Raw genomic sequence first — 16,025 nt, 5'->3', positions numbered from 1 at the left:
CAATCAGTCGTTGGCCTTGGTGACCGGGTAGAAGTCCCAGGCGCCGTAGAGGATCATGTTGTCGACATAACCATCGATGTTGCTGCGGGTGACGACATAGCCGAAGTCTTCCCAGAGGAACTGGGTGGTGGCGTATTCGTAGGACATTTCCTGCAGCTTGGCGTAGATCGGCTCGCGCACGGCGGGATCGACCGAGGCCCAGGCTTCATCAAGCAGCGGCTTGAACTTTTCCGCCATCAGGTCGCGGTAGCCCTGGCCAACCATGCCGCCGACGAGACCCGTGGGCGAGAGGTAGTAGCTGGCGGCACCGAGCGGACCACCCGGGTCGGAATAGTCGGGACCCCAGCCCATCACCGTCAGGGGTGCTGCCGGCTTTTCGCGGTTGTTGAGCTTGTCCGAGACGGAGGCCCATGGCAGCGCCTGGATCTGCATCTTGAACTTCGGATTGATGCGCGACAGGCCTTGCTGAAGTGCGGAGAGTGCCGCGGTCAGCTGCGGATTGCCTTCGGTCACGTAGGCGGTGAAGGCAAAGCCGGTATCCCAGAGCTTGCCGCCGAACGCCTTCTTGAAGTGTTCCTCGGCCTTGGCGGGATCGTAGCTGTAGACAGGAGAATCCGGGCGGTAGCCCATGATGCCGCGCACGGTCGGCCCGCGCGACTGCACGGTCTTGTTGAGCAGCACCTGGGTCAAAAGCGCATCGTAGTTCTGGGCGTAGTTGAAGCCCTTGCGGACGTCGATGTCGGCGAAGAAGTCCGGCGGAATGCCCGCGCCGTCGAGCTTGCCGCTGCCGATGGCTGGATTGTCGTTGTCGTCGAGCGGCCAGGCGAAGAAGACGCCGCGTGAAAACACCTTCTGCAAGCCGTCGATGACTTTGACGCCTTCGGTCTTGCTGAGCTCGTCGATGAACTCGACGGGTGCAGTGACGAAATCGGCATCACCGGACAGAAGCTGCAGGCGCCGCGTCGTCCATTCCGGAACGGTGCGCATGACCACGCGATCGAGCTTGGCCGGCCCCATGAAGTAGTTGTCGAAGCGCTTCAGCGTGATGCGCCGGTCGGTGCGGTCCCATTCCTCGAGCATGAAGGGGCCGGTGCCGTTTTCTTCGGCAAACAGCGGATTTGCGCCGAGTTCCGGGCGGTAATGGGCTTTCCAGGTATCGCCAGAACCATCCCAGCCGCCGACCGAAGCGACCCATTCCTTGTCGAGAACCGAGGTGCCGAAGGGCAGCGCGATGACGCCGAGCGTAGCCGGAAACGACTTCGGCAGTTTCAGCGTGACATTGTCGCCGTCGACGACGATCTGCGAGGCGAGCTGGTCATAGACCTTGCGCAAAACCTCGGGGCTGGCGTCATTGATGGATTTGACTTCGCCTTCGGTTTCGACCCACTTGGCGATGTCGGTGTACTTGCCGGCGGTGATCACCTCGGTGATGGCGTTCGACATCCACGACTGGCCCTGGAGGATGGCGCGCAGCAGCGAATAGCGCACGTCCTCGGGCGTGATCTGGCCATAACCGGGCTCGATCGTCGCCTTCTGGGCGTCGCTCAGCTTGTCGTAGTATTCCCAGGTGACCTTGCCGTCAGCGCCCTTGACGCCGACCTTATGGGCGAAAACGCCCTTGCGGATCGGGAAGGTATAGCTCACCGAACCATCGTCGGCCTGCTTGATCAGGCCGTTTTCGAGCGAGGGCACCTCGGTCGAAAGCGACGGCACGAACTCGGAAATCTTCGAGCCGTTGAAGTTCAGCAACCGGCTGTAGATGTTGAGCGAGCCGTAGGAGCTCGGTGTGTTGGCGATGTAGGCCGGATCGAACGACTGGATGTCGTCGGTCCACATGAAGACGAAGGTGCCGGGGTTCTTGGTCTCGGCCATAGCGGGCGCAGCCGCGATGCCGAGCCCCAGGCAGAGGGCTAGGGCTAAGGTGCGTTTCATCGTTGTTCCCATTTGGTGGAGGCGGAAGTTTTCTTCTCGTTACAGGGGAGGCTAGAAGAGCGCTTGCGGGTCTGTCCAATGTGTAGTTAGGATAGACTATGCAAAACACGCATGAGGGCCGGCATGGAACTGCAATGGCTTGAAGATTTTCTGGAAATTGCCGCGACCAGGAATTTCTCGACGGCGGCGACGGCGCGCAACATTTCCCAGCCGGCCTTCAGCCGACGGATCAAATCGCTTGAGAACTGGATCGGCGCCGATCTGATCGACCGCAGCACCTATCCGGTACAGTTGACGCGGGCAGGCACGATGTTCCTGCCGGGCTGCCAGCGGCTCGTGCGCGAAGCCTATCGGCTGCGCACCGACTGCCGCAATGTCGCCGGCGAAAGCTCGGCCATGCTCACCTTCACCTCGCTGCATACGCTGGCAATGTACTTCTTCCCGAAATGGATCGGCTCGCCGCTGATCTCGCGCCTGCCACTTCGCACCAGCATGCACGCCGCCGACTTTCTCGAAAGCATCGACCATCTGTGTTCCGGCCAATGCGATTTCGCCATCACCTATGTGCACCCGGATGGCCCGCCGGTGCTCGAAGGGGGACCCTTCGAATCCCTGCAGATCGGCAAGGATCGGCTCATTCTCGTCTCGGGAACCGACGACAGCGGCCGGCCGCTTTTCGACATCGATGGGCCCGAGACCACAGAAATTCCCTATCTCGCCTATTCCTGGAGCGACGGCTACATCGGCAAGCTGGCGACACTGATCCAATCGCGCTGGCGCCGCCCGCTCAACCTCAGCACCGTCTACCAGTCCGGCCTTGCCGACGGCCTGAAACATATGGCCGTCGCCGGCCGCGGCGTCGCCTGGCTGCCGCAGATCTGCGTCGCCGAGGCGATGCGGCAGGGGCGCCTCGCCCAGATCGGCGGGCAGCAGATGTCGCTGGAACTGGAGATCCGCATCTTCCGCCGCGCCGGCTCCGGAAGCCATGACAGCGATGCCCTTTGGCAGCACCTCAAGCAATGCGCCGCCCTGCCCCAGTACAAGAACAGTTTCGACGCCGTCATCGACGCGGCCTGAGGCATCGTACCGTGCAAAAATGCGTGTGCGGTGCGATATGCGAAGACAGGCGATACAATGCGCAACGCGCATAGTTTTGTCTGCCACAATCGTGACACATTGATTTTACTCGATTTTGCCGGCGCAACCGGCCCACCGGATCAGATTGAGCAGTTGCAGCGACGCGGTCGAACACCGCAACCGCCTCCCTCACCCGTATTGACAGGATGCGACCTCGTTGCGAGACCTGACGACACAACGTCCCCTCGAAATCGGGTCCCTGTGCTGATGCTCCTGTCGAAATCCGCAACGCCTGAACTGCCCGAGGATGTCATCCTTTCCGTGGAAGACCTCGAAGTCTCCTTTGCTGCCGGCACCAAGGCGCAGCTGCGCGCGGTCCGCGGTGTCTCCTTCCAGATCGCCCGCGGCGAGACCGTGGCGCTGGTCGGAGAATCCGGGTCGGGCAAATCAGTGACGGCGATGACGATCATGCGGCTGACCGAATATGACGGCGCAAGCATTACCGGCGGGCGGGTGCTGATGCGCCTGAAGGACGGCAAGGTCGCCGACCTCGCCAAGCTCTCGGACAAGCGGATCGAAGCGCTTCGCGGCGCTGATATCTCGATCGTATTCCAGGATCCGATGTCGAGCCTGAACCCGGTTTTCACGGTCGGTGACCAGATTGCTGAGGCGGTGATCCACCACCAGGACAAGACGCCGGAACAGGCACGCCAGATCGCGCTCAACACCCTGAAGCTGGTTCGTGTACCCGACGCGGAACGCCGGCTCGACCAGTATCCCCACCAGCTCTCCGGCGGCATGCGCCAGCGCGTGATGATCGCCATTGCCCTTGCCTGCCGCCCGTCTTTGATGATCCTCGACGAGCCGACGACCGCGCTCGATGTCACGATACAGGCGCAGATCCTCGACCTGGTGCGCGCCCTGCAGCACGAAATCGGCATGTCTGTGCTGTTCATCACCCATGACATGGGCGTGGTTGCCGAGGTCGCCGACCGCGTCTGCGTCATGCTCAAGGGCGAGATCGTCGAGACCGGTTCCGTCTACGACATCTTCGCCCAGCCGAAACATGCCTATACCCGTGCCCTCATTTCCGCTGTGCCCCGCCTTGGCAGCATGGCGGACAAGGACGCGCCGGAGAAATTCCCGTTGCTTGTGTTCGAACCGGAGCGTGCGCTCGCAGAGGTGACAGAATGAACGCGTCCGCACCGATGAAGGAAACCCGCCAGCCGCTCGTCTCGGTGCGCAACCTGGTCACGCGCTTCGATCTCAAGGCCGGACTGTTCGGCCATGTCTCCGGCCGCGTGCATGCGGTGGAGAACGTCTCCTTCGACATCTTTCCCGGTGAGACGCTGGCGCTGGTCGGCGAATCCGGCTGTGGCAAGTCGACCGTCGCCCGCTCGATCATGCAGCTCGACCGGCCGCGCTCGGGCTCGATCCGCTTTGACGGCACCGAATTGATCGGTGCACCGCGCGCCGTGCTCGCGCGGTTCCGGCGCGACGCCCAGATGGTTTTTCAAGATCCGTTCTCCTCCCTCAACCCGCGCATGACCATCGAGCAATCGCTGATGGACCCGATGCGGGTTCACAAGCTGGGCTCGACCGACATGATGCGCGCCCGCGCCGCCGAGCTTCTGGCCAAGGTCGAACTGTCGCCCGAGCATCTTGAGCGCTATCCGCACGCTTTTTCCGGCGGCCAGCGCCAGCGCATATGCATCGCCCGCGCGCTTGCGCTCAGCCCGCGCCTGATCGTCGCCGACGAGGCCGTCGCCTCGCTCGACGTGACGATCCAGGCACAGGTGATCAACCTGCTCATGGATCTCCAGCGCGAAATGCAGATCGCGCTTCTTTTCATCAGCCACGACATGGCCGTGGTCGAGCGTATCGCCCACCGTGTCGCGGTGATGTATCTGGGCGAGATTGTCGAGATCGGCGACCGCCGCTCGGTGTTCGGCAATCCCCAGCATCCCTATACCCGCAAGCTCCTGTCGACCGTGCCGATCGCGGATCCAACGCGCCGCCCGGAGGGTCGCCAACCGATGTCCGACGAAATCCCCAGTGCCGTGCGCGCCCCGGACTTCGTGCCCCGTGAACTGCCGATGCATCAAATCTCATCGACCCATTTCGTAAGGCAGGTCGCAACGGGCTGACGCCCGGCAATTCCCTTTTCAAATCAGAGCACTCCAAGATGACCACTTCCGAAGTGACGGTGGCGGCTGCGCCTGCCGCCGGCAGCGCGACTGCCGACATTGACAATGGTTCAACCGACCCGAAGACCTCGGGCTTCTGGCGTCCATCGGCCGCGGAGCGACCGACGCCCTATATCGAAGTCGACGAGGCGCGCCTCGTCCGCAACATGAGGGCCATGCAGCAACGCGCCGCCGCCGCCGGCGTCTCGATGTTCCCGCATGTAAAGACGCACAAGAGCGTCCATATCGCGCGACAGCAGCTGGCGCTTGGCGCGCGCGGCATCACCGCATCCAAGCCGAGCGAGGCGCTGGTCTTCGTGGAAGCAGGCATCCCGTCGATCATCCTGGCCTATCCCATCGTCAAGGCGAAGTCGCTCGACCGTCTGCTGCCCGCGGTAAAGGCGCGCGGCACGGAACTGCGGACGATTGCGGCAAGCGGAACGGGTGTCGATGCGCTGGCTGAAGCCGCCAGGCATCACGGCGTCGAGATCGGCGTCTTCCTCAAGGTCGATGTCGGCCTCGGCCGTGTCGGTCTCAAGCCTCACGATCCGGCAGCACTCGAACTTTGCGCCCGGATCGCGGCCGCCGACGGTCTGCGCTTTGCCGGGCTGCTCTCGCATGCCGGCCATTCCTACGCTGCCGCAAGCCCGCAAAGTCTCGCCAAGGTCGCGCTTGATGAAGCGGCAGACCTCGCCGGTCTTGCCGGACGGCTTCGCGACCGCGGCATTGCCGTCGAGTGCCTCTCCGTCGGCGCGACACCGACCTGTCTGGGGGCGCCGCTGCCTTCAGAGGTCGATTGCATCCGACCTGGCAACTACGTCTTCCTCGACGGCACGGCACTCAGGCTCGGCATCTGCACCGCCGACGATCTGGCGCTTTGCGTCGTCGCCCGGGTCGTCGCGTCCAACGACACTCACTTCATCATCGACGCCGGCTCGAAATCAATGAGCTCCGATCGCGGGGCACACGGCATGGGCGGCGCTGGATTCGGCACCGTCGTCAGCGCCGAGGATGATGGCGAAACGGGCGCGTGGACGCTCGAGCGCCTTTCCGAAGAGCATGGCTTCGTTCCCTTCTCGGGACGTCCCTTGGCACTCGGAAGCCGGGTGCGGGTCTTCCCCAACCACTCCTGCGCATCGATCGCCAATTTCGACCATTTCACGCTGCGCCATGCCAATGGCGAAGCCACAGTGCTGCCTGTCGATGCCCGCAATTGCCAGACGTAATGGGGTTCGGGCACGGCCAACCGCCACTCGAATTGGGAGATAGTCAACAGACATGCCCCGCGCCCGAGACCCGGCATGTCGTTGACCGCACGAGGCAAACCCATCGACTAGAGGCGCCGTCCCTGAGTGATCAGAAACACCGCCAGTAAAGAGCACAGCGCACCGAGGGACAATGGCAGCCCCTGAGGTCCGATCAGTTGCATCGCCAGTCCGGTCGTCGGAGAGCCCACGATGCCGCCGATGCCCCATGCGACCGCGAAGGCCGCGTTGCCGGCAATCAGGGCCTGACCGCGAAAGCGCTCGCCAAGCCGGATCAGCGCCATGGTATAGATCCCGAACGAGACCCCGCCCCAAACGAAAACGAGCGGCCAGATGAGCCACGAGCTCAAGAACCACGGCAGCAGCAGGCAGCCGAGCAGCGAAAAGAGCGCGCAGAGCAGCATGGTTTGCGTCGAACCGAACGTCTCGGCAGCGCGGCCGAGCAAAACCTGCAGCACGGCATTGCCGGCGATGAAACAGGTGATGAGCGAAGCAACCCGCCCCTCGGCATTGCCGAGCGCGGCGCCATAGACCGCAAACAGGGAAAGCACGACCTGCTCAAAGGCGGCTGCGACGAGAACCGCGAACAACAACAGCGGCGCCCGCGCGAAGAAACCGCCGACCGAGGGCGCCTCGCCGTCATTCGGCATGTCAGGCAACCGCGGCACGACCGCAAGCACGATCAGACCGCAGGCGATAAAGGCCAGCATGCCGACGACGAAGGGTGGCCAACCCTGCGTCCCGACCAGCCCGAGGGTCAAAGGGCCCATGGCGAAGCCGCCCGAAACGATCGAGGAGTAAAGACCCATGATGCGGCCCCGGCTGGACACGGGCGTGATCGACATCAGCCAGGTTTCGCTGATCACGTAGAGTGGATTGGCGAAGATGCCGAGCAGGAAGCGCAAAGGCATCCATGCCCAGACGTCCTGTTGCCAGGCAATTGCGAACAGGGCGAGCGCCGCCAGCAGCGAGCACACGATCGCGAGCCTTGCTGCGCCCACGCGCCGCGCCAGCGCCGGGAGGAAGGGCGCCGAGACGATGAAACCCAGCGGCGTCATCGCCGCCGACAAGCCGATCAGCCCCGGCGTCGTTCCCTGCCGTTCAAGGATGAAGCTGAGCAGCGGATAGGTCAGCCCCTGCGCCACGGCGAATACCGTGACGGTCGCGATGATGCCCGCCATCGCGGCCCAGGGGATCCGCTCTTCCGGCGGTGATATCGACCGCTGCGGGTGACCGCTCATCACCTCGGCAGGCGGAAACTGGCGATCCCTGGCCATTGCGGCATTCCCCTTACAGCACTTGCCAGAAGGGCCTGTCGAGCTCCTCCTGGATCTGCCGCCGCGACAGGCCGACGTCATCGATCAGGTGCGGATCTCCGTCCAACTTTTGTTCGAGTTCAGAACGAAAGCGGTCTCGTGCACGCCATCGCGCAACCAAACGGCGCAGCTCCCGAACAATGGAGGGGCGATGCGACCGGTCGGCAGGCTCCCCGCGCAGTTCGGGTTGTGCTCCTTGGTATGCGGCTGAGCCGACAGTGGGCATATCGGTCATGGCAACCTCCATGGGGGCTTGAGGGTCCGATGACCCGAGCTGGAAGAGGTTCAATTCTGCAGTCCCCGATCAGCGCCGTCATTAAGCCCTCCCAAAGAGTTCCAAAAACTTCCAAACGCGCTATAGATGCGCCGTATGCAGGGATCGCAGGTCGTCTTTGGTCCATTCGTGCTTGATCCGGGTGCGGGAACGCTCTTTCGGAACGCAGAGCCCGTCGCTGTCGGTTATCGCGCCCTAAGGCTGCTTGCAGCACTCGTTGCACGACCCGGCGAAGTCATTGGAAAGGCCGAGCTGATGGACGCGGCGTGGCCAGGCATGGCCGTCGAGGAAGGCAACCTTACTGTCCAGATTTCTCAACTGCGCAAGGCGCTTGGTCCGACCGCCGACGGCGGTGAATGGATCGCCACGATTGCGCGCGTCGGCTATCGCTTCACAGGGGCCATCTATGAGCGCGGCGATGCCAAGCGTCTGCCTTTGCCGGTGCCCGACAAACCATCGATAGCCGTGCTGCCTTTCGTCAATCTCAGCAATGACCCCGAGCAGGAAAGCTTGGCGGACGGGTTGACCGAAGACCTGATCACGGACCTGTCGAGGATTTCCGGCCTGTTCGTCATCGCCCGCAACTCCTCCTTCGCCTACAAGAAGAAGGTGATGGACATGCGCGCGATCGCCGACGACCTCGGCGTGCGTTACCTGCTGGAAGGCAGCGCAAGACGTGCCGAAGGACGCGTACGCATCAACGCCCAGCTGGTCGACGCGACGAGTGGCGATCATCTATGGGCGGAGCGCTTCGACCGCGACGTCAAAGATATCTTCGCCGTTCAGGACGAGGTCACCGGCAAGATCGTGCAAGCCCTGCTCGGCCAGCTGCGCACACCGCCCGCGCGCAACCGGCCCAAAAACCTTGAGGCCTACGATCTCTGCGTGCGGGCGCGCAAGCTGATGGATGATGCACCGCAGGCAGCACAGGAAGCGCATCTGATGCTCACGCGCGCGGTTGCGCTCGATCCTGATTATGCCGAGGCCTACCGCTGGCTGGCCATGAACCACTGGATGGGCTGGGTCCATTCCGACGGCCCCACCGACGCTGGCCGTATCGCTGCTCTGGGGCTGGCGCGCAAGGCTGTGGCGATCGACCCCAACGATGCCGGCTGTCGTTGGATCCTGGCTTACCTGCTTGCCTATGAGCGCAATTTCGCCGAGGCCGATCAGGAATTCGCCAAGGCGATCGAGCTCGACCCGAACGAGGCCGACACCTGGGCGGCATTATCCGACATCACCATCCTCGCCGGCCGGATCGACGAAGGTATCGAGCACATCGGCAAGGCTTTCCGGCTGAACCCATACCCGGCAAGCTGGTACTATCTGACGCTCGGACAGGCGCTGTATGCGGCCCGCAGATATGAAGCTGCGATAGAGACGCTGCGCAGGGACGAGACCTACCGGACAAGCTCACGCCGTTTCCTCGCCGCAAGCCTTGCTCAATTGGGCCGGCTCGACGAGGCGCGCGCGGAAGCCGAACTTTTCCTTGTCGGCAATCCGCATTTCACGACCCGCCACTGGGCCGCGACCGAGCCATTTCGCGATGCTGCGACGCTTGAGCATTTCGTGGACGGATACCGAAAGGCCGGGCTTCCGGAGTGAGCCAATCGCGCGACCGTCCGACGTTCGCCTGACCGCTGCTGCAACTTCTGGGAAACAGTTTTGCGATAGACCAACCGCCTGGGACGGACCGGCGCATGACGTGCCTCCGGTGTTTGGAGAGGCCAATGCACGAAGACAAGATCCGCCAGGCTCTGATCGAGCTTTTGTATCGCAACTCCTATGGCGTGGTCATCTCCAACATCGTCATTTCTCTCGCCGCCGTGTCCGTCCTTCGGCATACGGTATCGGTGAGTTGGCTGGCTGGATGGGTTGGCGCGCTTTACCTGCTCATCATCCTCCGTGTCCTGGCCTCCCGACGGTTCTTCAGCCGCGCAAGAGACCCCCGGTCCATCATGCGATGGGCCTGGCTCGCAGCAGCATTCACCTGGATATCCGGCCTGCTGTGGGGCACGCTCGGCTGGGTCGGGTTCCTTCCGGACGAACCAATCGTGCTCTCCTTCACGGTCATCGTGCTGACTGGCCTCGTCTGCGGCACGGTCCCTTCTCTCTCGGCTTTTCCGCCCGCGCTCATCGGCTCTATTCTGGTGACGGTTCTGCCAATTGCCGTGCGCTGCATTACCACGGACAGCGATATTTCCGGCGCTTTCCTGTTCCTGCTCGCCTCGCTTGTGGCAATCAATTTCTACTACTGCCGCATCACCTATCGGATGCTGCGTGAAACTGTCAGCCTGCGACTGGAAAACGAAAGCCTCGTCGGCAACTTGCAGGAGGAACGCGATCGGGCACAGGCAGCGGACCGCGCCAAGACGCGCTTTCTGGCAGCGGCCAGCCACGATCTGCGCCAGCCTATCCATGCATTGAGCCTGCTCGTCTCCACACTTGCGATATTGGGGCAGCGCGGAAACGTCGCCTCCGGTGACGCTCGCGATCTGGCAGCCAGGGCGAAATCCGCGGTCGGCAATCTCGGCGGACTGCTGAACGCGCTGCTCGATATCTCCCGTCTTGACGCCGGCATCGTAACCATTGCCAACGAGGCGGTGGCCTTGCGCGATCTCTTTCGCGATTTGCGCGATGAGTTCATCGCCGACGCAACTGATCGCGGCGTGCAATTGCGGGTCGTCGGCAGCGACCTTCTGGTCGACAGCGACCCCATGATGCTCCGGCGGATCCTGAACAACCTGTTGTCGAACGCCTTCCGCTACACGAAAACGGGCAGCATCCTGCTTGGTTGCCGCAGACGCGGCAACTCGGTCGAAATCCAGGTGTGGGATACGGGCTGCGGCATCCCGGCGGATCAGCAGGCGATGGTCTTCGAGGAGTTCGTACAATTGCAGAACCCGGCAAGGGACCGCACACAGGGCCTGGGTCTGGGTCTTGCCATCGTTCGCCGCACTGCGGAACTGCTGCAACACCCCTTGAGACTGGTTTCCGTTCCCGGACGCGGCTCCATGTTCTCGATCACCGTTCCGAAAGCCCGTCCGATAACGTCTCCGCTGCAACTCTCCCGGTCCTTGCCTGCAGCCGGCATTGCCGCGGGCATCATGCTGGTGGAAGACGAGAAGGACGTCCTCGACGCCATGACCGGGCTGCTCACCCTGGAAGGCCATCGCGTCTATGCCGGTCGATCCGTTGGCGATGTGCTGAGCACTCACGCCGAAGCCCTGAGCGCGGGCGACGCGTCGATCGATCTTGTCGTTGCCGACTACCGCCTCGAGCATGGCGCCAACGGTTTGGAAGCGATCGAAAGCCTTTACGCCCATATCGGTCGTCGTGTTCCGGCAATCATCTTGACGGGCGACACCTCGCCATCACGTCTCAAGGAAGTCAGCGCAAGCAGCGTTCGTATTCTGCACAAACCAGTCACCGGTGAGGAACTGAGCGAAGCGATCCGTGTCGCCTTGAGCGAAGTCGACGCTGTAGCACCAACGCGAAATCCCGCCGCGGGCACAACGGAGGGCCTGAGCCTTCGATAACGGCAGTGCGCCGGGCGATGACGCGCCAGGCCCAGGCCGGCCACCCTTTCTCAGAGGCGCGGTGCGTCTCGACACGAAAAGGAAGATATCTTATCGCTTCTTCTGACGAGGAAGACGGAACGGGCGGAGGACGCTTGCGAAGCGCGATGAGCCGATCGGAGCGATGACATGAACGCCGGAGCAAAGCGGAAATCTGCTTCGCCCAAGGCCGCGCTGAGCGCGAAGTCGGCATCCATGGCGGCGAATTCCCCGACCTTCGAGCATATCGTTACCGACGTCAACGAGACGTTTCTCTGGCGCCTCGACGATTACCCCTGGGAGCGCAACGTCTGGAACTTCCATCCCGAGATCGAGATCCATCTGCTGCGCAAGTCCACCGGCATGGCGTTCGTCGGCGACCACATCGGCGAGTTCTCGCCAGGATACCTGACCGTTATCGGCAGCAACCTGCCGCATGACTGGGTTACGGCAACGGCGCCGGGTGAGATCATCGAGGGGCGCGATATCGTCATCCAGTTCCATCCGGATCGGATCCGGCAGATCACCGGCGCCTTGCCCGAATTCGCACAGCTCGAGGATTTTTTCACCCGGGCCGAGCGCGGCCTCGTCTTTCATGGCGAGGCACGCGCAAGGGGTGGCGAACTGATCGAGCGGATGGGCGAGGTGAAAGGGCTGTCACGGCTTTCGCTTTTCGTTCAGCTTCTGGATCTGCTCGTCAACAGTGGGGAACACGAGGTGCTGTCGTCGCCCGAATTCGCGCCGAAACTGGACGCGGAATCGCTTGATGTGCTCCGTCGGTCTCTGGCCTATATCTACGAGAACATCGCCACCGACATCCACCTAAACGACGTGGCGTCCGCGGCCGGCATGAGCGACACGGCCTTCTCGCGGTTCTTCAAGAAGAACACCGGCAACAGCTTTACCGACCACGTCAACAAGCTGAGGATCTGGCAGGCCTGCAAGCTGCTTGCAGAAAGCGACATGCCGATTACCGACATCTGCTTTGAAGTCGGTTATCTCAACATCTCCAATTTCAACCGCACCTTCCTGCGCCACCACCGGATGACACCCTCGGCCTACCGCCGCCTGACGGGTCAGCGCCGCACCTCGCGCAGTTGAGATCCTCACGGCTGCACGCGTCCGCGAGCAATGAACCAATGCTCGAACAATGGCACGTTGAAGGCATATCCGGACCATACTCCGCATTAAAGTACAGAACAGGCGCATCGCGGGCGCTAGTTCACGTCCCGATAGCGCCTATGATGACCGCCAGCGAAACGGTTCGCTATCAAAGAGACATGCGCCCGATCTGAGGAGTTTCCGGCGCGTGTCGTTACGACCTTGGGGAGGTCCATCACATGAGAAAAGCCAGAAAGCTCGTTTCGAGCATCGCCTTCGCATGCCTTCTTTCCAGCACGGCATCGACCGTTGCAATTGCCGCCGAATGCTCTGATACGATCAAGGTGCTCGCACAGCCGCGCGACGGCCTTACATTGCTCGAGGACTACAAGGCCGAGTTCGAGAAGCTCAGCGGCGGCGCGTCGTTCGAGATCGACTACCTCAATGAAAACGATCGCCGCGCCAAGACGAAGGCCGATGCTTCGACGATCGGCAAGTACAATGTCTATTACATCGACGAAGCCAACGTCGCCCTGTTCGCCTCGGCCGGTTGGGTCGCACCGCTTTTGGACTACTATCCCGCGGACTATGATTACGCCGACTTCGATCCGGGTCGCCAGAAAGTCGCGACCTATGACGGCAAGGTCTGGTTTGCCCCGATCACCGGCGGCGGCGACCTCATGGTCTACCGAAAGGACCTGCTCGAAGCGGCAGGCATAACACCGCCGAAGACGCTTGATGAATATATCGCCGCGGTGAAGAAGCTCAACCAACCCGACCAGGGCATCTACGGCACCGCCCTTCGCGGCCAGCGAGGCTCCGGCGCGAATGTCTGGCGCTGGATGCCCTTCTTCAAAGGCTTCGGCGGCAACTGGTTCGACGGCAAGACGCCCGTGTTCGACGGCGAGCAGGCGATCAAAGCAACCGAAACCTATCTCGAGCTGTTCAAATACTCCGCGCCCGGCAGTCAGACCGGCGGTTGGGACGAGGCCGTTGGCGCCTTCACGTCGGGCCAGGTGGCGATGCTGATCGAATCCACCCCGCTTGTCGGCATGGCGATCGATCCGAAGTCGTCGAAGGTCGCCGGCAAGGTCGGCTATCTGCCACCGCCGGCACCGCTGACGGGAGGCGGCTACGGTCACGGCCTGGCGATCGGTGCCAAGGCCAACAAGGACGAGGCGTCCAAGGCCTGCGCCGGCCTGTTCATCGCCTGGGCGACGTCGAAGGAAAATGAGAACCGGCGGCTGGAGGCCAATCAGTTCAGCGAACTCAATCGCACCAGCATCATGACCAGCAAGAAATTCGCCGAACTCTACGGTCCGGATCTCGGCCAGGCGCTTGCCGACACCGGCAAGGTGACCGCCGTCAACTTCTGGCAGAACCCGCAATGGCCCGATCTTGGCGACCGCTGGGGCATCATCCTCGAAGAGCTGATCACCGGCACCCGTACCGATATCAAGGATGGCCTCAACGAACTCGACGGGTTCGCCAAGGAGCTCGTGGCCCGCAGCCAATAGGCAGGCAGACCCGACTGATCGCTCCGGCAGGATGCCCCCTTGCCGGAGCCGCTTCACCCAGCCGGAAGCACGCCCGCCCCTTGCCGTAGGATGTCTATCCCATGAAACAGAAAAACAGTCTGCCGGCGGTCTTCCTGACCCCGGCGATGATGATCCTGGCCGTGCTCGCATTCGTGCCGACTGTCTACGCGATCTATATTTCCTTGCAGAACCGCGAACTCAGCCGCCCCGTCGGCGACTTCGTCGGGCTCGCCAATTACATCGACCTCTTTTCCGACCGCCGTTTCATCAATGCCATCGGCGTATCGCTGACATGGGAAGCGGTGACGGTCGGCATGACGTTGATCGTAGCCGTCGGCCTCGGCATACTTCTGTTCGAATGTGCCGCGCCGCGCATGCGAAACATGCTGGCCCTTCTCTTTCTGATGCCGGTGATCCTACCGCGTGTCTCGGCGGCTTTCGTCTGGAAGTTTGCATTCCATCCGCTCTACGGCATCGCCACTTACCCCTACAAGGCCATCACCGGCCGGCCGCTCGACCTGCTGTCCAATCCGGCAACCGCGCTTGCGACCGTGGCGCTGGTCGACGTCTGGCAATGGGGGCTGTTCTTCTCGGTCATCGTGCTCAAGCTTCTGGAGACCTTGCCGCCGCAACCGTTTGAGGCGGCCCGCCTCGATCATGCCCGCACCTGGGAGATCTACACCCACATCGCCATCCCGATGCTGAAGGCGCCGCTGATCTCGCTCACATTCGTCAAGATGATCGAGTCGCTTCGCGCCTTCGACCTGATTTACGTGATGACGCGTGGCGGCCCCGGCATCACGACGGAAACGCTCGACATGTACGCCTTTTCCCAAGGCTTCATCGAGTCCGGACGGATTTCCTACGCATCGAGCATGGCCGTCCTGATGATGATTGCCACCTCCATCGCCTTTACCTTCATCTGGAAGAGGGTCCAGTGATGAACGCCCACAAGCTCGGCCGCGTGGTCGGCCGCATCCTTCTGCTCCTCGCGGCGTTCTCCGCTGTTTTCCCCGTCTTCTGGACATTGCTCAATGCCTTCAAGAACCGGGTCGATATCGTCACCCCGACCCCGCTGTTCTTCTTCACACCGACGCTCGACAACTTCGCCTATGTGCTCGGACGCGAGAGCGTCTTTGCCGGGCTGATCAACTCGCTGATCATCTCGGGGGCCTCCGTTCTGATCGGTGCGCTTCTGGGGCTTCCTGCGGCATATGCGATTGCGCGTTACCCCAATCGCTGGTCGGGCGATATCCAGTTCTTCGTGCTTTCGCTGCGCTTTCTGCCGCCGGTGGCGATCGCCATCCCGCTGATGGTCATCTGGCTCGACTTCGGCCTCTACGACACACGCCTCTCGATGATCGTCACCTACACCCTGCTGACGCTCGCAACCGTCATCTGGCTCAGTGTGCCGGCCTTCGCGAGGGTCCCGAAAGAGGTCGAGGAGGCCGCTAGGGTCGATGGCTACGGACCCTATGCGATCTTCTTCCTGATCGCGCTGCCCGTCGCGCTCCGATCGCTGATCGGCGCCGTTGCCTTTGCCTTCGTGCTGGTCTGGAACGAGTTCCTGATCGCGCTGATGCTGACGACATCGGATGCCAAGACCTTGCCGATCGTCGCTTCGGAGCTGACGCAGCTCGGCCGCGACGTGCCCTGGGGCATCCTCAATGCCTCCGTCGTTCTCCTCTCGATACCACCGCTGCTCTTCATCGGAGTGCTCAGCGGCATGCTCAACAGCGCCTTCAAGCGCAAGACATCGTGACAATAAGGAAAGCTTTC

The 16,025-nt window shown here is 62.4% G+C and carries 11 protein-coding genes and 1 pseudogene; 9 read left to right on the top strand and 3 right to left on the bottom strand.

Going from position 1 to position 16,025, the window contains the following annotated elements:
• Positions 1-3: 3 nt before the first annotated feature.
• Positions 4-1,932 (bottom strand): ABC transporter substrate-binding protein, encoded by a 1,929-nt coding sequence (locus AC1Q80_RS20985; protein WP_492361687.1) that lies wholly within the window; start codon positions 1,930-1,932, stop codon positions 4-6.
• A gap of 123 nt (positions 1,933-2,055) precedes the next feature.
• Here AC1Q80_RS20985 and AC1Q80_RS20980 point away from each other — a divergent pair, with 123 nt between their 5' ends.
• The 3 genes and pseudogenes from AC1Q80_RS20980 to AC1Q80_RS20970 all read left to right on the top strand — a co-directional run bounded on the left by AC1Q80_RS20980 (position 2,056) and on the right by AC1Q80_RS20970 (position 6,421).
• On the top strand, positions 2,056-3,009 hold the full coding sequence (locus AC1Q80_RS20980) for a LysR family transcriptional regulator (protein WP_173421408.1): 954 nt from the start codon (positions 2,056-2,058) through the stop codon (positions 3,007-3,009).
• 267 nt (positions 3,010-3,276) lie between these two features.
• Positions 3,277-5,156 (top strand): annotated as a pseudogene (locus AC1Q80_RS20975) (ABC transporter ATP-binding protein).
• Positions 5,157-5,194: 38 nt separating this feature from the next.
• The gene (locus tag AC1Q80_RS20970) at positions 5,195-6,421 is read left to right on the top strand and encodes an alanine racemase (protein WP_492361686.1); all 1,227 of its coding nucleotides are present in this window, start codon (positions 5,195-5,197) and stop codon (positions 6,419-6,421) included.
• A 107-nt stretch (positions 6,422-6,528) separates the two neighbouring features.
• On the opposite strand, the gene AC1Q80_RS20965 is transcribed toward AC1Q80_RS20970, so the two are convergent.
• Entirely contained in the window at positions 6,529-7,701 is a 1,173-nt protein-coding gene (locus AC1Q80_RS20965; RefSeq protein ID WP_492361730.1) for an MFS transporter, read from the bottom strand.
• A gap of 49 nt (positions 7,702-7,750) precedes the next feature.
• Positions 7,751-8,011: a DUF1127 domain-containing protein gene (locus tag AC1Q80_RS20960; protein ID WP_492361685.1), complete on the bottom strand. Its 261-nt coding sequence runs from the start codon at positions 8,009-8,011 to the stop codon at positions 7,751-7,753.
• 126 nt (positions 8,012-8,137) lie between these two features.
• On the opposite strand from AC1Q80_RS20960, the gene AC1Q80_RS20955 reads away from it, so the two are divergent.
• From AC1Q80_RS20955 to AC1Q80_RS20930, 6 genes are all read left to right on the top strand, one after another.
• Positions 8,138-9,655, top strand: coding sequence for a winged helix-turn-helix domain-containing tetratricopeptide repeat protein (locus AC1Q80_RS20955; RefSeq protein WP_492361684.1), 1,518 nt, complete (start codon positions 8,138-8,140; stop codon positions 9,653-9,655).
• A 125-nt stretch (positions 9,656-9,780) separates the two neighbouring features.
• Positions 9,781-11,589: a sensor histidine kinase gene (locus AC1Q80_RS20950; protein WP_492361683.1), complete on the top strand. Its 1,809-nt coding sequence runs from the start codon at positions 9,781-9,783 to the stop codon at positions 11,587-11,589.
• A 234-nt stretch (positions 11,590-11,823) separates the two neighbouring features.
• The gene (locus AC1Q80_RS20945) at positions 11,824-12,708 is read left to right on the top strand and encodes an AraC family transcriptional regulator (protein WP_209789139.1); all 885 of its coding nucleotides are present in this window, start codon (positions 11,824-11,826) and stop codon (positions 12,706-12,708) included.
• Between the two features lie 239 nt (positions 12,709-12,947).
• Entirely contained in the window at positions 12,948-14,225 is a 1,278-nt protein-coding gene (locus AC1Q80_RS20940) for an ABC transporter substrate-binding protein (protein ID WP_492361682.1), read from the top strand.
• 101 nt (positions 14,226-14,326) lie between these two features.
• Entirely contained in the window at positions 14,327-15,187 is an 861-nt protein-coding gene (locus AC1Q80_RS20935; protein WP_492361681.1) for a carbohydrate ABC transporter permease, read from the top strand.
• A complete protein-coding gene (locus tag AC1Q80_RS20930) occupies positions 15,187-16,008 on the top strand; it encodes a carbohydrate ABC transporter permease (protein ID WP_492361680.1) in 822 nt (273 codons plus the stop codon). Before AC1Q80_RS20935 ends, AC1Q80_RS20930 begins: the two co-directional genes overlap by 1 nt.
• Positions 16,009-16,025 lie beyond the last annotated feature (17 nt).

Source organism: Ensifer sp. GW823-FHT05D09 (assembly GCF_058795755.1).
Note: the sequence above shows the minus strand (reverse complement) of the source record. Positions and strands in the feature narration are given on the sequence as shown.